The organism is Marinitoga sp. 1155, from assembly GCF_001021175.1.
Lineage (GTDB): Bacteria > Thermotogota > Thermotogae > Petrotogales > Petrotogaceae > Marinitoga.
The window spans coordinates 1-19,431 of record NZ_AZAX01000033.1 but is presented as its reverse complement, the minus strand read 5'-3'; the positions used below and the strand labels follow the sequence as shown (position 1 = coordinate 19,431).

At 25.2% G+C, this 19,431-nt stretch carries 24 protein-coding genes, 1 tRNA gene and 1 pseudogene; 11 read left to right on the top strand and 15 right to left on the bottom strand.

Annotated features, from left to right (window positions below; translation table 11 throughout):
* Nucleotides 1-37: 37 nt before the first annotated feature.
* The 5 genes from fabG (at nucleotide 38) to X274_RS09270 (ending at nucleotide 3,972) form a co-directional block, all read left to right on the top strand.
* Nucleotides 38-787 (top strand): 3-oxoacyl-[acyl-carrier-protein] reductase, encoded by a 750-nt coding sequence (gene fabG, locus X274_RS09290; protein WP_047266555.1) that lies wholly within the window; start codon nucleotides 38-40, stop codon nucleotides 785-787.
* The gene (locus X274_RS09285; protein ID WP_052913276.1) at nucleotides 787-1,707 is read left to right on the top strand and encodes a radical SAM protein; all 921 of its coding nucleotides are present in this window, start codon (nucleotides 787-789) and stop codon (nucleotides 1,705-1,707) included. Before fabG ends, X274_RS09285 begins: the two co-directional genes overlap by 1 nt.
* A gap of 11 nt (nucleotides 1,708-1,718) precedes the next feature.
* Complete coding sequence (locus tag X274_RS09280; RefSeq protein ID WP_052913275.1) at nucleotides 1,719-3,371, top strand: sigma-54-dependent Fis family transcriptional regulator; 1,653 nt, start codon at nucleotides 1,719-1,721, stop codon at nucleotides 3,369-3,371.
* Between the two features lie 10 nt (nucleotides 3,372-3,381).
* Nucleotides 3,382-3,837 carry a flagellar export protein FliJ gene (fliJ, locus tag X274_RS09275; protein ID WP_047266554.1) on the top strand — a complete coding sequence of 152 codons (456 nt, stop codon included), beginning with the start codon at nucleotides 3,382-3,384 and terminating at the stop codon, nucleotides 3,835-3,837.
* A 58-nt stretch (nucleotides 3,838-3,895) separates the two neighbouring features.
* Nucleotides 3,896-3,972, top strand: a tRNA-Cys gene (locus X274_RS09270).
* A 59-nt stretch (nucleotides 3,973-4,031) separates the two neighbouring features.
* Here the strand turns inward: X274_RS09270 and X274_RS09265 are convergent.
* From X274_RS09265 to X274_RS09240, 6 genes are all read right to left on the bottom strand, one after another.
* Entirely contained in the window at nucleotides 4,032-5,171 is a 1,140-nt protein-coding gene (locus tag X274_RS09265) for an Eco57I restriction-modification methylase domain-containing protein (RefSeq protein WP_084822721.1), read from the bottom strand.
* Nucleotides 5,172-5,321: 150 nt separating this feature from the next.
* Nucleotides 5,322-6,248 (bottom strand): magnesium transporter CorA family protein, encoded by a 927-nt coding sequence (locus tag X274_RS09260; RefSeq protein ID WP_047266552.1) that lies wholly within the window; start codon nucleotides 6,246-6,248, stop codon nucleotides 5,322-5,324.
* Between the two features lie 197 nt (nucleotides 6,249-6,445).
* Nucleotides 6,446-7,270, bottom strand: coding sequence for a metal ABC transporter permease (locus tag X274_RS09255; protein ID WP_047266551.1), 825 nt, complete (start codon nucleotides 7,268-7,270; stop codon nucleotides 6,446-6,448).
* Entirely contained in the window at nucleotides 7,263-8,003 is a 741-nt protein-coding gene (locus X274_RS09250) for a metal ABC transporter ATP-binding protein (RefSeq protein ID WP_047266550.1), read from the bottom strand. The genes X274_RS09255 and X274_RS09250 overlap by 8 nt, the downstream gene beginning before the upstream one ends.
* Nucleotides 7,996-8,379 carry a Fur family transcriptional regulator gene (locus tag X274_RS09245; RefSeq protein ID WP_047266549.1) on the bottom strand — a complete coding sequence of 128 codons (384 nt, stop codon included), beginning with the start codon at nucleotides 8,377-8,379 and terminating at the stop codon, nucleotides 7,996-7,998. Before X274_RS09245 ends, X274_RS09250 begins: the two co-directional genes overlap by 8 nt.
* Nucleotides 8,380-8,383: 4 nt before the next feature.
* Nucleotides 8,384-9,253, bottom strand: a complete 870-nt coding sequence (locus X274_RS09240) for a metal ABC transporter substrate-binding protein (RefSeq protein WP_047266548.1) — start codon at nucleotides 9,251-9,253, stop codon at nucleotides 8,384-8,386.
* A 330-nt stretch (nucleotides 9,254-9,583) separates the two neighbouring features.
* On the opposite strand from X274_RS09240, the gene X274_RS12325 reads away from it, so the two are divergent.
* A complete protein-coding gene (locus X274_RS12325) occupies nucleotides 9,584-9,706 on the top strand; it encodes a hypothetical protein (protein ID WP_255350034.1) in 123 nt (40 codons plus the stop codon).
* A gap of 214 nt (nucleotides 9,707-9,920) precedes the next feature.
* On the opposite strand, the gene X274_RS09235 is transcribed toward X274_RS12325, so the two are convergent.
* The 3 genes from X274_RS09235 to X274_RS12320 all read right to left on the bottom strand — a co-directional run bounded on the left by X274_RS09235 (nucleotide 9,921) and on the right by X274_RS12320 (nucleotide 12,361).
* A complete protein-coding gene (locus X274_RS09235) occupies nucleotides 9,921-11,555 on the bottom strand; it encodes an ABC transporter transmembrane domain-containing protein (RefSeq protein ID WP_047266547.1) in 1,635 nt (544 codons plus the stop codon).
* 39 nt (nucleotides 11,556-11,594) lie between these two features.
* Nucleotides 11,595-11,996, bottom strand: a complete 402-nt coding sequence (locus X274_RS09230) for a hypothetical protein (RefSeq protein ID WP_047266546.1) — start codon at nucleotides 11,994-11,996, stop codon at nucleotides 11,595-11,597.
* A 233-nt stretch (nucleotides 11,997-12,229) separates the two neighbouring features.
* The gene (locus tag X274_RS12320) at nucleotides 12,230-12,361 is read right to left on the bottom strand and encodes a hypothetical protein (protein WP_255350159.1); all 132 of its coding nucleotides are present in this window, start codon (nucleotides 12,359-12,361) and stop codon (nucleotides 12,230-12,232) included.
* Nucleotides 12,362-12,632: 271 nt separating this feature from the next.
* On the opposite strand from X274_RS12320, the gene X274_RS12255 reads away from it, so the two are divergent.
* Nucleotides 12,633-14,237: a hypothetical protein gene (locus X274_RS12255; protein ID WP_047266545.1), complete on the top strand. Its 1,605-nt coding sequence runs from the start codon at nucleotides 12,633-12,635 to the stop codon at nucleotides 14,235-14,237.
* Nucleotides 14,238-14,284: 47 nt separating this feature from the next.
* Here the strand turns inward: X274_RS12255 and X274_RS11855 are convergent.
* Together X274_RS11855 and X274_RS12185 are read right to left on the bottom strand one after the other, a co-directional pair.
* A pseudogene (locus X274_RS11855) lies at nucleotides 14,285-14,581 on the bottom strand (AAA family ATPase); the annotation flags it as partial.
* Between the two features lie 60 nt (nucleotides 14,582-14,641).
* Nucleotides 14,642-14,992, bottom strand: coding sequence for an ATP-binding cassette domain-containing protein (locus tag X274_RS12185; RefSeq protein WP_052913274.1), 351 nt, complete (start codon nucleotides 14,990-14,992; stop codon nucleotides 14,642-14,644).
* A 97-nt stretch (nucleotides 14,993-15,089) separates the two neighbouring features.
* Between X274_RS12185 and X274_RS12080 the strand changes: the two genes are divergently transcribed.
* From X274_RS12080 to X274_RS12070, 4 genes are all read left to right on the top strand, one after another.
* Nucleotides 15,090-15,221 (top strand): transposase, encoded by a 132-nt coding sequence (locus tag X274_RS12080; protein WP_156166193.1) that lies wholly within the window; start codon nucleotides 15,090-15,092, stop codon nucleotides 15,219-15,221.
* Between the two features lie 69 nt (nucleotides 15,222-15,290).
* Entirely contained in the window at nucleotides 15,291-15,422 is a 132-nt protein-coding gene (locus tag X274_RS12315; RefSeq protein WP_255350158.1) for a hypothetical protein, read from the top strand.
* Between the two features lie 669 nt (nucleotides 15,423-16,091).
* The gene (locus X274_RS12075) at nucleotides 16,092-16,388 is read left to right on the top strand and encodes a DDE-type integrase/transposase/recombinase (protein WP_197073354.1); all 297 of its coding nucleotides are present in this window, start codon (nucleotides 16,092-16,094) and stop codon (nucleotides 16,386-16,388) included.
* Nucleotides 16,385-16,684 (top strand): integrase core domain-containing protein, encoded by a 300-nt coding sequence (locus X274_RS12070; RefSeq protein ID WP_156166191.1) that lies wholly within the window; start codon nucleotides 16,385-16,387, stop codon nucleotides 16,682-16,684. The genes X274_RS12075 and X274_RS12070 overlap by 4 nt, the downstream gene beginning before the upstream one ends.
* An 18-nt stretch (nucleotides 16,685-16,702) precedes the next feature.
* Here the strand turns inward: X274_RS12070 and X274_RS09200 are convergent, their stop codons facing one another.
* The 4 genes from X274_RS09200 to X274_RS12180 all read right to left on the bottom strand — a co-directional run.
* Nucleotides 16,703-16,915: a hypothetical protein gene (locus tag X274_RS09200; RefSeq protein WP_047266543.1), complete on the bottom strand. Its 213-nt coding sequence runs from the start codon at nucleotides 16,913-16,915 to the stop codon at nucleotides 16,703-16,705.
* A gap of 29 nt (nucleotides 16,916-16,944) precedes the next feature.
* The gene (locus tag X274_RS09195) at nucleotides 16,945-17,577 is read right to left on the bottom strand and encodes an ABC transporter permease (protein ID WP_047266542.1); all 633 of its coding nucleotides are present in this window, start codon (nucleotides 17,575-17,577) and stop codon (nucleotides 16,945-16,947) included.
* Complete coding sequence (locus tag X274_RS09190; RefSeq protein WP_047266541.1) at nucleotides 17,561-18,472, bottom strand: ABC transporter ATP-binding protein; 912 nt, start codon at nucleotides 18,470-18,472, stop codon at nucleotides 17,561-17,563. The genes X274_RS09195 and X274_RS09190 overlap by 17 nt, the downstream gene beginning before the upstream one ends.
* A 188-nt stretch (nucleotides 18,473-18,660) precedes the next feature.
* Nucleotides 18,661-19,431: SPASM domain-containing protein (locus tag X274_RS12180; protein WP_047266540.1), on the bottom strand; the 771-nt coding region annotated here is incomplete at its 5' end.

Genomic DNA, 19,431 nt, shown 5'->3' with positions numbered 1-19,431 from the left:
GAATCTTTAAAAAATTAGTTTGTTTAGGAGGGAAAAAATGAAATTAAAGGATAAAATATGTATAGTAACCGGTGCAAATAGAGGTATAGGAAAAGAAATAAGCAAAAAATTTGTGGAAGAAGGTGCTACCGTTTTAGGCTTTGCCAGAAATGTTGATGCATTAAAAAATGTGGAAAATGAATTAAATTCTATGAAAAAAGGAATATTTAAAGGTTATAAAGTTGATGTATCAAATACTGATGAAATAAATAAAGCAGTTAAAGAAATATTTAAAGAATATAAAAGAATAGATGTACTTGTAAATAATGCCGGCGTTACAAAAGATACGTTATTATTATTAATGAAAGAAGAAGAATTTGACTTTGTTATTAATGTTAATTTAAAAGGGGTTTTTTTAGTTACCAAAGCCGTTGCAAAATTCATGAGGAAACAGAAAAGTGGATCAATTATAAATATATCAAGCGTTGTTGGATTAGATGGAAATATCGGCCAAACCAATTACTCCGCAAGCAAAGCGGGAGTTATTGGAATGACAAAGACATGGGCTAAAGAGTTAACCATGAAAGGTGAGCAGATAAGAGTTAACGCTGTTGCACCTGGATTTATAGAAACAGATATGACAAAGGAATTGAATGAAGAATTTAAAGAGGAAGCATTAAAAAGGATACTGTTAAAAAGATTTGGTTCTCCTGAAGATGTTGCTAAAGTGGTCTTATTTTTAGCTTCTGATGATTCATCATATATAACAGGCCAGATTATCAGAATAGATGGAGGTTTATCATTGTAATGAATTACACCCCAGGCTATATTAAATTATACGAAACTCGAGACTTACATAAGAGAAGGGATTTATTATATGAAAAATTAGTTTCATGTGATTTATGTCCTAAAAATTGTAAAATAAACAGACATAAAAATATTGGTTTTTGTAAAGTAGGAGATAAAATAAAAGTTTCAGAATTTGTATTATATAAAGGCGAAGAACCCCCTTTGGTAGGAAATACAGGTGCTGGTGGCGTTTTTTTTAGTAATTGTTCAATGAGGTGCGTATATTGCCAGAATTTTAATTTCTCGCAAAAAGGTTTTGGTAAAGAGTTTTCAGTAAAAGAGTTGGCAAAGAAATTTATATGGCTTCAAAATGAAAAAAATGTTCAAAACATTGATTTGGTAACTGCTACACCATATTTACCATTTATATATGATGCATTAATTTTAGCAATTGAAAGTGGTTTAAAAATACCTTTATTATGGAATACTTCCTCATATGAAACTGTCGAGACGTTAAAATTTTTAGATGGTATTGTTGATATATATCTTGCAGATATAAGATACACATCTCAATATGCTGCAAATAAATACTCTAAAACTCCTGATTATTGGCAATTTGCAAAGAATGCTATAGTTGAAATGTATTCTCAAATAAAAGGAGAATATGTTTTTGAAAATAATATAATGAAAAAAGGACTTATAATAAGAATTCTGGTTTTACCGAATAATATAGATGAAGCAAAAGATGCTTTAAATTTTATTTCTAAAACAGACAAAAATATTCTTGTCAGTTTAATGGATCAATATGTGCCTGTATATAAAGCAAAAGAATATCCTGAAATAAATAGACTTTTAAAACAAACCGAATATGAAAAGGTTATAAATACAATGATAGATTTAGATCTTAACGGCTGGATTCAAGAACATAAATTGTTATAGGGGGAATAAAAATGAAAAATGACGAAATGATAATGAGGATTCTCGATGACATTCAAGAAGCCGTGATTCTTATTAATCATGAAGAGAAAATTATTTTTTTAAATAATTCAGCGTCAAAAATACTAGGAATTCCTAAAAAAAAGGCTTTAAACACAAAAGTTACCGACACTATAACAGACACAAGACTTCATATAGTATTAAAAACTGGTATCCCAGAATTGGATAGAATTCAAAATCTTGGGAAAAAGGTTATAGTTACATCCAGGTTTCCTATACGAGACGAAGAGGACATTATTATAGGAGCAGCGGCAATATTCAGAGATATAACAAGTATTCAAAAATTGGCAGAAGAAGTAACCAATTTAAGAGAATTAGACTCTCTATTAAGGGCTATAATAGATTCCACGTATGACGCTATTTCAGTCGCCGATGAAGAAGGCAGAATAGTTATGGTAAATAAGGCATACACAAAGGTTACTGGTTTAACTCCAAAAGAGGTAATAGGAAAATTAGCTACATATGATATTGCAGAAGGTCATGAAAGCATGCATATAAAATGTGCAAGAGAAAAGCAACCTATATTAAATGTAAAAACTAAATTGTCTACCAATAAAAAAGAAGTTCTAATTAATGTAAATCCTATTTTCGTAAAAGGCGAATTCAAAGGAAGTGTAGGTGTTATTCATGATATTTCTGAGATAGAAAGATTAATCAGAGAACTTGAAGCAACAAAAAGACTTTTAAAAAAAGAAGAAGCAAAATATACATTTGAAGATATTGTTGCCGAATCGGAGATAATGAAAAATGTTGTATTTCAATCAAAAAAAGCCGCTAATACGAATGTAAATATCTTATTGTATGGAGAAGCAGGAGTTGGTAAGGAGATATTGGCTCAGGCCATTCATAATTACAGTAAAAGAAGAGAGTTTCCTTTTTTATCCACAAATTTATTACTTCAAGATGAAAAAAAACAGCTGGAAAATTTTTTTGAAAATGAAGACAATCTAATAGAGAGAGCTGAAAAAGGTACTATTTTTATAGATAACGCACATTTAATGGGACCAGAAGTTCAAAACTTAATGATAAAACTTTTAAATGATGGAGAAGTATTCTATAAAAATAAGAAAGTAAGCCTGAACGCCAAAATCATTTTTGCTACTCCTGAAAATTTAAAGGAATTAATGTCAATAGGAAAATTTTCCAGAAAACTTTATTATAAAATATCAGTAGTTACAATTGAGGTTCCCGCATTACGCGAAAGAAAAGAAGATATACCAAAAATGGCAAAACAGATATTGCATATATTAAATCAAAAACATGAAAAGGTAGTTTATGATTTTTCAGAAGATGCTGTAAAAATATTAGAGAGTTATGAATGGCCAGGAAATATAAGAGAACTTGAAAATGTATTGGATAGAGCATTAATGAACATGTCTCAATCTGACACAATAATTACTTCAATGCATCTGCCAGAATTAAAAACCATAGAATTAGATAAGAACAAAATAAATGGCACATTAAAAGAATTATTAGACGAATATGAAAAATATATTATTATAGAAACATTGAAAGATTGTCAGGGAAATAAAACAGCTGCTGCCAGAAAATTGGGTTTGACTGTAAGAAATTTATATTATAAACTTGAAAAATTAGGCTTGAAATAATGGTGATTTGATGAGATTTAAATTTAATCTTGAAAGATTAAAAAATTTAAGAGAACGTCTTGAAGAAGAAGCAAAAAGAATTTTTTTAGAAGCCACTGCTGAAAGAATAAAAGCAGAGGAAAAGCTTGTTGCCATAAATAACAAAATAAAATTGGAAAATGAAAGATTTATTAAACAAATTTCACAAAACTTGATGACTATACAGGAAATCCAGCAATGGAGATCTTATCTAGAATCTTTAGAAAAAGAAAAAATAAAATTAGGTGATATATATAGAGAAAAAGTTGCTATAGAAGAAGAAAAGAGAAAAGAATATCTAGAAGCTCGTAAAAATAGAATTATTTTAGAAAAATTAAAGGAAAGAAAATTCGAGGAATACAAAATAGAATACCAGAGAGAAGAAAATAGAAATTTAGATGAAATTGGAATTCAAATGTATTATAGAAAAAAGAAAGATTTTAAGTAAAATTTATATTTTCTTCCATATACCTTAATAATAAATATGGTATAATAAATTCGGTTAAGGCAACGTAGCCAAGGGGTCTAAGGCGGCGGTCTGCAAAATCGCTATTCGTGGGTTCAAATCCCACCGTTGCCTCCATTGATATTCATATAAAAATCCCCCAAATGGGGGATTTTGTCTTTATATTTAATCTTCTTTTAAATAATTTTATTATTATAAATAAATTTTTGAAAAGCTTCTGGTAATATTACATTTTCTAATTTTTTTTGCGTAAATATATATCTTCCGTCGCAAATAAAACCCAATTCTTCCCAATTTAAATCATTTAACATATTTCTTAATTCTACTAAATCAATATTTTGATTTTTTGGAAAAATACCCAGAATACTTCCATCATAATATTTTGATTCATGAATAAAAAACGGTTTTTTGTTTCTTGTTTTGGCATTTACATATATTCTTGGGTTATCAGAAATATAAAAATCTCTTCCCCATTTCCACCAATTGTTTTCATCAAATTTTTTAATTTTTCTTTTTAATAATTTTTCTTTATGTTTTAGAAGGTGATCATTAATAGTATTATAAATCATCCTCTTAGTTTTTCCTGTTTTTTGTGTGTAAGAACAAACAACTTCTATATTTCCAGATTCATGAGCAAATACTTCATCAGCCCCACTTACTCCCCCTACTTTAACATATGCAATATCGCTTAAATGCATGGAATAATTTTTTTCTTTTATAAAATAAATAAAACCTTTTGAACAATATTGATATCTTTTTTCATCATTATATATAGTTTCATGAGACATATTACCTTTTTCATATCGAAAAATCATTACATTTGGTGAAAACCCATTACCAAATATTTTTTTATCTCCAAAAGTATATATATGTGTAAAAGTTCCATTCTCGTGAAGTAATTGATTGAGTCTTAAAGCAGATGTTAAATCAAATAATTCTCTTGGTATAATAAATATGATTTCTCCTTTTTCTTTTAAATGAAGATACGATTTATAAATAAAGTAAAGAAAAAGGTTTGTTCTCCCATCAAATAAAACATTAAATTTTTTTAACTTTTTTCTGGTTTCTGGAATTATATTTGAATATTTTACATATGGAGGATTTCCAATAATTGTGTCAAATTTATTTTTTATTGAGTAATCAAAAAAATCACTGAAAATAATTGACGGAAGGTTTTCTGGTATTATATCAAATGCAAAACTCCTATCAATTTCTATAGATGTAATATTTTTATAATTTTTTAATTGTTTTAAAAATTTTCCATTCCCTACAGCCGGTTCTAAAATATTTTTTCCATATCTTATTAAACCAACCATTTTTTCAACTATATGTGATGGTGTAAAAATCTGGCCTAAATTTTTTTCCTTATATTTCAATATACTCCCTCCAAAAATTTTTAAAATATAATTACTTTAGAATATAAAAAGAAACTTCCATAGGAAGTTTCTTTTGTTATAACAATTTTTTCATAACCATTTTTTTCCTTTAAACCACAAAAATGTCATAAACATGATTATTAATGATGAAATAATTATATTTATATATACCAGAGGATTTTCTTGAAACGGTAATCTTACATTCATTCCATAAAAACTCGTCAATATTGTTGGTACTTGAAGCAATATGGTTACAACTGTCAAAATTTTCATAACAATATTTAAATTATTTGAAATAACTGATGCATAAGCATCCATCATACCAGATAAGATATTACTATAAATATTAGTTACTTCTATTGCCTGTCTATTTTCGATTAAGGTATCTTCCAATAAATCCTGATCATCTTCATATAATTCTAAAATCTTACCTTTTAACAATTTTTCCATCATTATCTCATTTGATCTTAATGATGTAGTGAAGTACACTAAACTTTTCTCAAGATACATTAATGTTTCTAACTCATAATTTTTCATAGATTTATGTAATTCTTCTTCAACTAAGTCGATAGTTTTATTTATTTCTTTTAGATAATCCAGAAATAATTTTGCATTTTTAAAGAAAATTTGAAAAATCATTTTACTTTTTTTATGAGGATTCAATAAACTTGCTTCTATCATTTTCTCAATGAAATCTATTTCATTTTTCATTGAAAGTAATATATAATTTTTTCCTATAATAATACCAAGAGATACTGTTTTATATGGTATTTTTTCATCTTCTTCATTTCTCATAGGAACTTTTAATATTAATAAAATTGTATCTTCATCAATTTCTATACGAGATCTTTCATCATCATCAAGTGAATCATTAATAAAATCAGGATCAAAATTCAACAAACTTGATAGCATATGTATTTCATCTTGAGATGGATTTATAACTTTTATTAATGCATCTTGAGAGAAGCTTTTTGCCTCCACTAATTTGTGTTCAATTCTACTATAAAATTTTACCATATTATCTCCTCCTTTTTATATACTGCTATGGCGGTCTAGACAACGGATCTTCGCTACAACTAAAATAATCCATAATTTTCACCTCTCTTTTTTTGAATCTAATTATATCCATTTAATTATATCATATAAAATATCATATTTTCAGAATCATAATGAAATTAAATCTCTTTTTTAACAAAAAAATTTAAAGATGTTAATTAGGCCCTTTTAGAAAATGTTTTATTTTTTAAGTAATTAATTATATATGAAAATATAAATATGGAAAATAACGTAACAACTATAGAAGGTCCAGGAGGAATATTTATAAAATAAGCAATTAATATACCTAAAAAACCGGAAAAAATACCTATAAAGCCTGATATTATGAGCATCTGATTTAATGATTTAGCAAATAATTTAGAAATGGCACCTGGAGTAATCAATAAAGAAGTAACTAAAATAACTCCGATTATTTTCACAGAAGTCACCACAACAACAGATACTATTATTAAAAACAAATAATTAATCATATTCACTGGTATTCCATAATTTTTTGCCATTTTAGGATTAAAAGCATAATATTTCAATTCCTTATTAAAGAGTATTACAAAAAGAAAAATAACAAATGATATAAAACTTAAAATCATCACATCATTAGAGGTTACCATTAAAATATCACCAAATAAATAACTTGTAATTTCTGGTGTATATCCAGGTTTTAAATATAAAAAAATAACCCCTAAAGCCATTGAAAATGATAAAATCATTCCAATTATACTATTTTCATTAATTTTTTCTCTTTTTCCAATAAAATAAATTGTTGTTCCAAATAATATAGCGGTAATTATGCTAATTAAATCAACATTAAGATTTAATAATATAGCTAATGCTATACCTCCAAATGCTGTATGAGCAGCTCCTTCTCCTATAAATTCCATTTTCTTTAAAACTATATAATTTGAAAGTATTGATGCACTGAAACTTGCCAGAATAGAAGCAATTACCGCATAAATTATAAAATCATAAGAAAATAACTCAATCATTTCTACTCACCACTTTTAACGGTTTATTTATATGTATTAATAATTCTAAATCTTCTGAATAAATCTTTTTTAAATCTTCTGCTGTCATCTCAACAGAGTTTTTATGACAATGTAAAGTTTTATTCAAACACATTATAGTATTGGCTTTCTTTACAACCATAGAAATATCATGACTTATTAGTATAATTGTCATTCCTTTTTTATTTAAATCTTCTAATATATTATATATCTTTGACTGAGATTTACTGTCAACACCAGCTTCTGGTTCATCCAATATTAAAATTTCCGGATTCCCAATCAAAGCTCTGGCTAAAATCAAGCGCTGATATTCACCCCCTGAAAGTTTTCCAACTGGCCTATTGTATATATATTCTATATCAAGCATCTTCATAATCTCTTTCGCCTTTTTATAATGTTCTTTTTTAAATCTTTTAAATAACCCAACTTCGTTATATAGCCCCATTAAAACAACTTCAAATGCCCTTATTGGAAACTCTCTATCAATTTCATCCTTTTGAGGAACATACCCTATTTTTCCATTAATTTCAATCTCTCCTGTATAATTTTTTATTTCACCAACTAAAATCTTTATTAAAGTGGATTTCCCCGCACCATTTGGACCTATAATTCCAACAAAATCATTTTTATATATATCAAAACTTATAAATTTTAAAATATCATTATTATCTACTGAATAATTTAAATTCTTAACTTCGATCATTTTTTCATGCATTAAATTCACCCTCTTTTTGACATTCAGAACAAATTCCTTCAAAATACAAAATATGATCTGTAATTTTAAATTGAATATTTTTTTCAATATAGTCTTTAAACTGCTTTTCAAAACATAAATCCAGACGTTCAAATCTTTTGCATCTTATGCAATAAATAAAATGGAAATGTCCTTGTGGTTTGTAATAATATGTAATTTTATCAGAAAAAACTATGGATTTTAGAATATTCTCTTTTTCAAAAAAATTTAGATTTCTATATATAGTTGAAAGATCATATTCATTATTTAAAAGATTATAAATTTCCTCTGCATTTAAAGGATATTCAATCCTTTCATATATCTTCAAAATATCTCGCCTCGGTTTTGTTAATTTCATAATATCACCTTATCGCATTTAATATATTTAAAAATATCGATAAATATAACTCATCTATAGAATTAACATTTGTACCAAGTGGATCTAAAATTCCAAGATTTAAATTTAAAGTATTTGCTAATTTTTCTGCTAATTTCTTATTTAATTGAGGCTCAGAAAAAATTGCTTTTACTTTGTTTTTTCTAGCTAAATCCGTTAATTTCTTCATTTCAGATATTGTCGGTTCAACACCTGGTGAGTTTTCAATCACCTCTGCAATATTTATATTATATCGTTTGGCAAAATATGGAAATGAATTATGAAAAGTAATAATACCGCCCTCTATTTCTCGTGATTTTATTAATAAATATGCATCCAAAAGTTTTAATTTTTCTTTTAAGATTTCTGCATTATTAATATAAACATCCTTTTTTGAAGGATTAATTTCAACTAGCTTTTCAACAATATCTGGTATTATATAATTATATACTAAATAAGGATTTAACCATACATGTGGATTAAAAAATTCATTATGGCTGTTTTTATTATTGTGTTCATCACTTAAAATCAATTCATTCCGCGGAATTATTTCAGAAATAAATAAGTACGGAATTTTCTTCTTTTTAATATTGGTAATGATTTTATTTATAAATATTTCTGAATTTAATCCGTTAAAAATTATGAGATCACTTTTATAAATATTTATAATATCCTTTGAGGATAATGAATATGTATGAGGACTTTTGCCTGAAGGAACTATCACATTTATAGTGTCATTTTTATCAATAATATCTTTTAAAATTAAATAATAAGGATTTATAGAAACAGAAATGTTTATAGAATATCCTAAAATCCCAATAAATAAAAATAATATCAATAAATATTTCTTATGCATATTTTCACCTCCAATTAAAATTTATTTGCACTTGCAAATCATTTGCAATTATAAAATTTTGTTATTAAATCAATATTACCATAATATAAAAAAAGATGCACTTTGTGCCCCCTCAGATTGTCAACAAAATATTTTTTATATTATATAATAATATAACTCTTTCTAAATCTCCTTAGTCTTGAAAGAAAATAGAACTTTCTACTGTTTATTAAATCATATAGATACTTTTTTGAACTTAATGATGAAGAAATGAAAATCTTTGATGTATTTTTAAGAAATGCCGTTAGACATGATATTAAATGACCTATTATTCCAAAAATTAGAGGTAATTTGAAATCTTTTGCTTTGAAGTATAATATTACTCAAAAACGAGTTGCTTTAGGCTATTTTTCTTTTGAAGATGCTGAAGAAAAACTTCTTGATTCTATTATTGAGAAATTTTTGAGAGTATAAAATTTATATATTATTTGTAATTTTTTTAAAATTCAATGAGATTTATATAAATTTACAAATTCTTTGATACATCATAAAAAGTAGAAGGGTGAACTCTTCTACAAGTTTTAGTTTAATTTAGAAGATGTTCCATTACAACAATTTGAAACTCCACCTACGCCGCATTCAGCGGTATATCCTATTTTTTTAACTTTTAATGGTTTTAAAATTTCTTTCATTCTATCACCTCCTTCCTTTCCTCAAGAATTTTATTATCAATTATGTTATAAATTTTATTAGCAATATCATCGAATAGGTTTTCATGGGATACAACCAGTATTATTTTTTCCTCTTTTAATTTACCCAAATAGTCTTTAATATTTTCCTTGGTTTTATAATCAAGATTTGAAAGTGGCTCATCTAATAATAAAATATTTTTATCTTTTGAAAAATACAAAACTCTTGCCAGATGTATTTTCTGTTTTTCACCCAATGAAATATTCAAATTTTGAAAATTTATTTTTTTATCTAAATTATTTATATTTAGCATAGAAATTATCTCTTTTAGATATTGGGGATCTTCTGTATTGTTAAATATAATATTTGTTTTAACATCACCTTCAAAAAGATATACAGGATTATATAAATATGAACAACTTTCAATAAACTCTTTAGAAAAATAAAATGTAGAATTCTTTTTATTTTTCTTGATTATTTCAGGTGAAGCTATTTGCGTTAATAAATTTAAAATAGTTGTTTTTCCACTTCCATTTTTTCCTTTTATAATATATAATCCATTACTTTTATTTATTATAAAATCTTCTATTTCTAATAATTTTTCTTTATTTTCCGTATATATTGTACAATCCTTTATTTCTATAATATTATCTTTATTACCATTTTCTAAGACTAATTTTTTTTCTTCATTATAATTATAAAAATTATTTATTCTATTTAATATTCCTTTATTTGATTGTTTTTCTACAATTGCCTGAGTAATTTGACTTAATGGTTCAAAAAGCATACTTAAATATTGCGAGAACATTATTAAACTTCCCAATGTCATTTTTTGTGAAATTACATAATATGCACCAATGCTCATTATTATAAAAGAAGATAATGTATTTACAAACATCGGCACTTCTTTTCCAAAATTATACCAATATGAATATTTTAATCTAATATTTCTCCATTCTTCTAATTTTTTTTCAAATATCTTTTCAAAATATTTTTCTTTCTGATATAAATTAATATGAATCTTTCCTTCTATATTCTTATTTGCATTTGTAATAAACTCATCAGCTTTAATTCTTTCTAATTTTGAATATTGTTCCAGTTTTTTCTTATTTATTCCCATAGAAAACACATATAAAGGAATAAATATTGCACTTATTAAAGATAAAATTGGATTTATTATAAATAGGATTATATATCCTGTAATTACCCTCAATATTCCAATAGTTAAAGTTCCCAAATAAGTAATCATTACATTAGCATATGTTCCACTATCTGAAATAAGGTAATTTAATAATTGTCCTTTATCAAAGTCTTTGTAATTATATTTTTTTATTTTAAATATTTTTTCCAGTATTATTTTTTTTAATTTCACAGAAAAATATAATGGTATTTTATCCCATTGATATTTTAAGAAATAAAAAATATATAGATGCAAAAATACTGAAAATCCCAATCCCAAAAATAACCAGATTTTTAATTCTTTAATACTATTAGTGCTTATAATATCATCAATTAAATACTTCGTAAATAGCGGCAATATATAATATAAACTTATTCCTATAAATGAAAATATTATCAATTTTATTATTTTTATTAAATTCTTTTTTTCTCTAAAATCTAGAATTTTTTTCATTATTTATTGCCTCCTCATAATATAGTTCTATCAAGTCATTTAAAATATATTTTTCTGGTATACATTTTTTAAGCTTTTTTGTTTCGAGCAAAAAACATCCTCCCATACACCATGGATATTAAGAATTTCTATTTGATTTTCTAATATTGTTTTATCTATCCATTTCTTTATAGAATTTATTGTGTTATTTTCCATCATTTTTTTATTATGACTTTGATAACAATAACTACATAAAAAATTGCAATTATTCGTAGTTTTAATTGTCAAAGAAAATATTTTATTATCAAATTTATTTTTATTATGTATATAACGCAATCTATCTATTTCATCTAATTCTTTGTTTATCCACATACCATACTCTATAAATTTTTCCTCTATTTTTGGATTTTCAATATAAAAATTTTTGTAATTTTTATAATATTCTTCATTTAATTCAAGCATTCCATGGGTGTATGTATTAAAAATAATCCAAGTATCATCTTTTTTTATTTCAACATTAAACTTTGAATGTTTATATTTTTAAGATTTATTTCTTATCTTATCCATAACGCCACCTTACTAATCTAATTTTTATATATAAATATATATTGTATTATAAAACCTCATATGCTATAATTTAAATATATTCTTCAATTAACCGAGTATAAATATTCTTTGGTACTCATAATTTGTTTTTACTTTAAAAATTCATTTTGAATTTGAGGGTTGATTGAATTAGTTGATGAATAATCATAGTCGTCTCCAGCATATAATATATTGGAGAAAAATGAAATTACAATTAATGTCATTACTATAATTTTTTTCACCCCATCACCTCCTATTTTTATTTTAGCAATTCTAACATGATTTTCAAGTATTACCACAAAGTTAACGAGTCGCTATTTATCAGGGTTTTATTTTTGCTATATAATTACATTTCTATTACCGTTTGTTAGTTAACATTTTTTGTGAATTGTAAAATATCTTTTAAACTGATGTTTTGTATAATATTTTCTTTCTTTTCACAATCTAAAAAATAGCGGCAATTTTAATTTTTATTTTTTGTAAATTATGTAACAAAATGGTTGGTGATAATATATGAAAATTAATAACATGTTTCTTAAAGACATCATAGACATAATTGAGTATGGCAGTTTTTCAATACCAATTGTTAATTATGTTGAAGATAAAATCGACAATTTATCTTTAAAGTATTACTTTTCCTTGTTAAAGTCAAAATGGAAAAGAGATTTTAATTCTGCTATCAAATATGCAAATAAAGTTATTTCAACAACAACAACAATATTGAGGGAACTTGCAAGATATGAACTTATCTTAATTTATTCAAGAATGAAGAATTTTGATAAATCAAAAGAAATTTTTGATTTGTTAAAAAAGAATATAAGCAATCTTTCCCCATATGCAAGAAAAATAATTATACCTGGATTAAAAGCTTTAGCTGAGAAGTTAAATCAAGATTTTGAAGTTTTGAAATGTTACGGTGATTCATATGAGGAAAGTTATGTTCAAAAAGCAATAATTGAATATTCAAAAGCCAGAAAGTTATTATCTGAAGGAAAATATAATAAAGCTTATGATTATTTTATAAATGGTTTTTTACATGCAAAAAGATTTAATCATCCTGCAATGATATGTGCAGGATTAAATTCTGCAACATGGTGGATAAGAAAGATTAATAAGAAGAAAGCATTATATACTGCAAATTTGTTGGAGTATTATACTGGTTATTATTTTGAGGATTTTAATTATATTTCTAATTGGCTTGATACTATTATAAATGTAAAACAATTAAACAATGATATAAGAGTTCTTGGCCTTTTAAAAATTATTTATAATGCTTTGATAACCTTTCCAGATTTAAAAATACTTCTGGGAAATATACAATATCCAGATTTCAAAATAGAAGAATATACATTAAATAAAAGATTGTATTATTTTATTTATAAAAAAAGCAAAAAAAGATTAAGAACTAAATCTTTAAATGTTATAGATTTAAAAAAATTTATTCAAAAATATGGTTTGACATATAAAAAAACATATCCGTTTGAAATAAAAAATGAGTTGTATAAGATGCACATAAATAAAACCTTTAAGGAAAATATAATTAAATTTAAAAATGAAAAGAAAATAAAAATACCGGAATTATTTTTTGAAACATATACAGCATTAATAGAAAAACCATATTTTACAAAGAGTCATATTTTAAGATTGATATTCAAAGGAGATAAAGATAAAATCATTAAATACTTCTCAAGCAACTATGAGAAGATGCATTTTTTTAATATAATGATGTCAGATTTTTCAGAGAAAAATCTGATAAATAATTTGTATAATAATAATCTTTCATATTCTACCGAAGGTATGTCTTCTGACGGAGGCTGCTTATATTTCATAGCAAGAAAAAAACTCATCACTGAGTTGTTTAAGAATATAAAAAATTTTAAAGAGTTTATTATCTATTATTTTGAACTCAGTGATGAGGAAATGAAAATCTTTGATGTGTTTTTGAGAAATTGTGTTCGATATGATATCAAATGGCCTATTACTCCTTATCCAAAAGGAAAAATCCGTGATTTTGCCATTAAATATAGTCTTGGTCAAAAACGTATTGCTCTTGGTTATTACTCTTTTGAAGATGATGAAAGAATTTTGATTGATGAGATTATTGATAAATTCTTATAACAAAATCCCCGAAAACGGGGATTTTGTTAATTTGACATTATGTGCAGTTATATCTTTTCAATAATATAACCATCAATATTTCTTTTTTCTGAATTGATATTAATTCCTATTATATATATTTCTTTTCCACTGTATTTTTCATTTAATTCTTCTATTAAATTTCCAAATTTTGTTGGTAGATTGTTTTCTATTTTAGGGATTTCATATTTTTTATATAACTTTTCAATTTTTTCATTAAGTGAATCTATAAATTCATCATATGTTGTTAATGTATTATCTGACATATCGAGTTTTATTACAGGATATTCCTTGAATTCCCATTTGTCATATATATATGTATCTTTAAATAATTCTTTTTCTCCTTTGAATAGGTAATATAATGTTGATACTGTTAAGCTTTTGCCTCATTTGATTAATTCCAGTAACCTTTCTTCATTTTCTTTTGTTGTTTTTTTGAGTATTTCCTCTGTTTTTTCGTCTGCCACTATTTTTCCTTTTTTTAACACTATTATCCTGTCTGTTTTTTCTATTTCACTTACGTCATGATTGGCTAATATTATCGTTTTCCCTTTTTGCGATAATTCTTCCATTATTTCGTATATTTTTATTTTTGTTTCTATATCTACACCATTTGTTGGTTCATCCAGTAAATAAATTTCTGCTTCTTTTATTAATGCCCTTACTATGTTTAATCGCCTTTTCATTCCTGTTGATGCTTCCATGTATTTGATTTTTCTGTTTTCGTATAGCCCCATCTCTTTTAATCCTTTTCGTATTCACCCCTTGCAAGATTTGGACAAAAAATAAGAAAGTGATATCATAAAATTGAAAAAAAGAAAGGGGTGTTTTTTAATGAGAAAACGAACTAATTATGAACCAGAATTTAAGTTGTCTGTCGTTAAAGAATATCTTTCTGATGATTCATTAACTCAAAGAGATATTTGTGAAAAGTATTCTATTCCAGATTCTGTTTTTGCAAGATAGGTTAAAAAATATAAAGATTCTAATTATGACGATAATGTGTTTCATTCAAAAAAAGGTCGTCCTAGTTCTATGATTTCGGATATTTCTAAAGTTCCTCCAATTATTTATGAATCTGCTGGCATTATTAAGTCTAATTCAAATAACACTAATGATTCTGTTGCTTTAGAGAAAAAACTTAAATATTATGAACAATCGTTATGATTGTCTTCTTCTTGAAAAAGAACTTCTTATTAAAATGCAAGAGGATGAAATTAATTTTTTGAAAAAAAAACGACAACAACAAAGAAAGTAACTTTTATTGGTGATTTGTTAATTATTAATAAATATACTAACTTTGGTGTTTCTTTAGACTATTTGCTTAATCGTTATAAGATTAAACGTAGCACTTTCTATTTTAAATCAAGATTGTTTTTTACTGTTAATCGTTATAGTAGGAAAAATAAATGTTTTAAAGGGTTTTCTTTGAATACTAAAGGTGAAAAGATTTATGATGTGCATATTAAAAAACTACTTGTTGATTTGTTATCGATTGATGATCCTAACATGCTCCGCAGGTTTTAGGATTTTTTATTTTATTTTAATTCTTAATATTTTTTCTTGATTAAAAATCAAGAAAAAACTTTCTGTTGTATTTAAACAAAAATACGGTATTATTATTAATCACAAAAAAATTCATAGATTAAGAAAAGAACTTAATTTAACTCGAAATTATCATCGTCATTCAAAACATCCTAAAAAAAGACCTAAAAATCATAATATTACTGGTCCTAATCAGTATTGGGAAGCTGATATTAAATTTGTTTTTTAATATTTATGGAATAAATATTATTATGTTTTCTTTATAATTATATTTTTTATTTCTTTATTTTTTTGCGAAGCAAAGGGTTCGGATTTGTTAGTATTCTAAGTATTATTGATTCTTTTGATAGGTCAATTGTCGGTGTTTATATTGGTAATTCAATTAAAGCTAAAGATTTTATCAAGACAGTTAAACAGGCTATTAAATTTAGAAATGCTATACCTCAAAATTTAATTATTAGAACTGATAATGGTCCTCAATTTAAAGCTAATATTACTATAACTTTTTGGCAAAGCCAAAAATTATTCGGTTTTTATTTTAATAATTATTTTTCATTAAACAGCTTTTCGAAGAAAAGCCGTTTATGAGTGACCTCAATATTACTCATGAATTTGGATACAAAAATAACCCTAATTCTCAAGCTTTTATTGAATCATTTCATTCTTCTGTCCAAAGAGAATTTGTTGAATATATTTCTTTTAACGATATCGATGATGTTTATAATTATTATATGTCCTATATTTATTTTTATAATCATCTTAGACCTCATGGGTCTTTAAAGTATCTTACTCCTGATTTCGTTTTTTATCTTTTTAATGATAATTTCAATGATTTTATTTCTTCTTATGATTTTTCTGATTTTTTCGTTTCTGTGAAAAAATGAGATTTCCTTATTTTTTGTTTAATTTTCGGGGGTCAAGCCGCCTATTAATATCATACAAACCTTTTTTAAATATTCATAGTCACCTGCCAATATCCCATTATCCATCGCTTCTTTGTAGTATTTTGCTGACATTATTGATACATATGACAATATTATCATCATTGTCATCGATATCGTCAATCTTCCTCTATGTCCTTTGGTGTATTTATAGAGAAATCTTATGTTTCCCATTTCTTTCCTCCTGATTACCAAATTCATTTCTAAATTTTTTCTTTATTAAGAATAAGTGGTGTTAAGTATATTATTCCTGTTATCAGTAATATTCCAAATATTATGTAATACCATTCTGATATTATAAATATTTTTTTTATTTTTTCACCTTTACTGGCAAAAAAATAAATTAATAAAAATAGTACTATTCTTATTATAAATGGATTATCTAAAATCATAAGACTAATTCCCATAATAGCACTTATTACTGTCATCCAGATAGGTATTGTAAGCATTAATGTAATTAAATCAGAAACTGTTGGATATATTCCTGCAGCAAATGGATTTATTATTATTCCTATTGCTATAATTAAAAATTCTACTCCTATTGTAAATATAAATAAAGCTATGATTTTACCTGCAAATACCTCTTTTATATCAAGTGGTGAAGATAATAAGTATAAAAGATTCTTATTCTTTTTTTCCTCATTAAAAGCTATCCATCCAAATATATATGGAATAAAAAAAGAAACTAATACACCTGCAGTAAAATATGGATTGTATATATGTTTTTCTCCTGAATGTATTGTTACTGCCCATATTATCATTGCTATAAAAAATAAATTTCTTTCTTTCTTTTTACGAAAGAATGTTTTTAATTCTTTTTCAATTATAGCCCACATTTTCTTCATCCTCCCTGACAATTGAGATATACATGTCTTCAAGTGTTACTTTTTCATCTTCTATTCTTTTTACATTAATTCTTTCTTTTCTAAATATTTCCAATATTTCATTTACTTTTTCTTCTGGTATAATTGTTGTTTTTTCATCAGATAGATTTATGTTGTTTTCTCTTATTATTCTTTCAGGTATTTTTTGACTAACTATAATTTTTACTTTATCTTCTATTTTTAATGCTTTTTTCATTTCTTTTAATGTTCCATCAACTATTACTTTCCCTTTTCTGAGAAATATTATTCTCGTACAGATCCTTTCTATATCAAATAAATCATGTGATGTTATTATCAATGATTTATCAGTTCCTTTAAAACCTTTCAAAAAATCCACTATATCTCTCCTGGCTTCAGGATCAAGATTTGATGTGGGTTCATCCATTATTACTAATTCAGGATCATGCGATAATGAATTTAATATCGCAACCTTTTGCCTCATTCCTGCCGAAAGCTTTTTTATCAATGTTTTTTTCTTTTCTGCTAATTTCCATCTATCAATTAAATCCCAGATTTCATTATTGTTCTTCTTATATACTTTTTGCCAGAATTTTATATTCTCTTCTATTGTTAAATCATCATATAATCCTGGTGTATCCAGAACCATACCTATTTTATTCCTTTCTAATTTTTTTATGTTTTTTATGTCTTTTCCAAAGATTTCTATTTCACCTTCTGTTGGTTTTAACAAACCCAGTATTAATTTTATTAATGTGGTTTTTCCAGCACCATTTGGACCTATTATCCCTATTATCTCTCCTTTTCTTACTGAAAAATCCACTCCTTTTATTGCTTCTGTCCCACTATAATATCGCTTTTTTACTCCTTTGAATTTTATTATTTCCATATATATCCTCTCCTTTTATTTTAGTATTATCCAGAATAATGTTAATATAATTGAAATAACTATAAAATGTCTTAATTGGTTTTTTAAATAATATTTTAAGCTCCTTTCTTTATATTCCATTCTTATTCTGAAAATATAATATATTACTGTAGCAATTATTATAATTAAGTAATACGCCCAACTCCATATTACTCTCCCTTTTTACATAATGATTTCCCATTCAATCTCTGACTTGTTTTTGCTTCTATTGCTCTACATTCAAAACATCCAAATCTATATATGCAATTTTTGCATTTTTCTATTTTTCCAAGATGCAGTTTCCAATATTTATCTATTTTATTCTCTAAAAATATTTCTTTAAGAGCATTTTCATTTTCTGCAACATCTCCAATTATTTCATTTTCCATTGATGGGCAGGGCAATATTTTTCCTTCTGCATTCAATGTTATGGTTCCATTCAAACACGGATGATAATAATAATTATTCCAGAAAATTTTAGGTGATACTCGCATAAATAAATGATTCATAAAACTCTTATTATTTTCATCCAAAAGTTTTGAAATATATATCTTCGTTTTATATTTATTTATTATAATATCCAGCATATCTTTAATTTTAAATTCAGATATTTCTTCACTATCCTGTACAAAAGTTAATTCGAATTTTTTCGTATATTCTTTCATATAATTCAATGTTTTCATAAATAAAGAAAAATTTTTTTCGTTTTCACCATCAAAGATATCACTTGCAGAAAATGTGATATAGAAATTTATTTTTTTGTATATTTCTTTTTCTAATATTTTATTATTTCTAATATGTCTCCAATGGAGTAAAATCCAAATTTCTGGTTTTTTTTCACTATTTAAACATATATCTAATAAGTTTTCTGTATTAATATAAGAGAGAAGGTCCCCTCCATAAAATATTATGCTATGAACATTGTGTAAATTCAATTTACA

Excerpts from the sequence above, each read along its gene's own strand:
- fabG (WP_047266555.1), top strand. The coding sequence starts at position 38 with ATGAAATTAAAGGATAAAATATGTATAGTAACCGGTGCAAATAGAGGT.
- X274_RS09285 (WP_052913276.1), top strand. The coding sequence starts at position 787 with ATGAATTACACCCCAGGCTATATTAAATTATACGAAACTCGAGACTTA.
- X274_RS09280 (WP_052913275.1), top strand. The coding sequence starts at position 1,719 with ATGAAAAATGACGAAATGATAATGAGGATTCTCGATGACATTCAAGAA.
- fliJ (WP_047266554.1), top strand. The coding sequence starts at position 3,382 with ATGAGATTTAAATTTAATCTTGAAAGATTAAAAAATTTAAGAGAACGT.
- X274_RS09265 (WP_084822721.1), bottom strand. The coding sequence starts at position 5,171 with ATGGTTGGTTTAATAAGATATGGAAAAAATATTTTAGAACCGGCTGTA.
- X274_RS09260 (WP_047266552.1), bottom strand. The coding sequence starts at position 6,248 with ATGGTAAAATTTTATAGTAGAATTGAACACAAATTAGTGGAGGCAAAA.
- X274_RS09255 (WP_047266551.1), bottom strand. The coding sequence starts at position 7,270 with ATGATTGAGTTATTTTCTTATGATTTTATAATTTATGCGGTAATTGCT.
- X274_RS09250 (WP_047266550.1), bottom strand. The coding sequence starts at position 8,003 with ATGCATGAAAAAATGATCGAAGTTAAGAATTTAAATTATTCAGTAGAT.
- X274_RS09245 (WP_047266549.1), bottom strand. The coding sequence starts at position 8,379 with ATGAAATTAACAAAACCGAGGCGAGATATTTTGAAGATATATGAAAGG.
- X274_RS09240 (WP_047266548.1), bottom strand. The coding sequence starts at position 9,253 with ATGCATAAGAAATATTTATTGATATTATTTTTATTTATTGGGATTTTA.
- X274_RS09235 (WP_047266547.1), bottom strand. The coding sequence starts at position 11,555 with ATGAAAAAAATTCTAGATTTTAGAGAAAAAAAGAATTTAATAAAAATA.
- X274_RS09230 (WP_047266546.1), bottom strand. The coding sequence starts at position 11,996 with ATGCTTGAATTAAATGAAGAATATTATAAAAATTACAAAAATTTTTAT.
- X274_RS12255 (WP_047266545.1), top strand. The coding sequence starts at position 12,633 with ATGAAAATTAATAACATGTTTCTTAAAGACATCATAGACATAATTGAG.
- X274_RS12185 (WP_052913274.1), bottom strand. The coding sequence starts at position 14,992 with ATGGGGCTATACGAAAACAGAAAAATCAAATACATGGAAGCATCAACA.
- X274_RS12080 (WP_156166193.1), top strand. The coding sequence starts at position 15,090 with ATGAGAAAACGAACTAATTATGAACCAGAATTTAAGTTGTCTGTCGTT.
- X274_RS12315 (WP_255350158.1), top strand. The coding sequence starts at position 15,291 with ATGATTTCGGATATTTCTAAAGTTCCTCCAATTATTTATGAATCTGCT.
- X274_RS12070 (WP_156166191.1), top strand. The coding sequence starts at position 16,385 with ATGAGTGACCTCAATATTACTCATGAATTTGGATACAAAAATAACCCT.
- X274_RS09200 (WP_047266543.1), bottom strand. The coding sequence starts at position 16,915 with ATGGGAAACATAAGATTTCTCTATAAATACACCAAAGGACATAGAGGA.
- X274_RS09195 (WP_047266542.1), bottom strand. The coding sequence starts at position 17,577 with ATGTGGGCTATAATTGAAAAAGAATTAAAAACATTCTTTCGTAAAAAG.
- X274_RS09190 (WP_047266541.1), bottom strand. The coding sequence starts at position 18,472 with ATGGAAATAATAAAATTCAAAGGAGTAAAAAAGCGATATTATAGTGGG.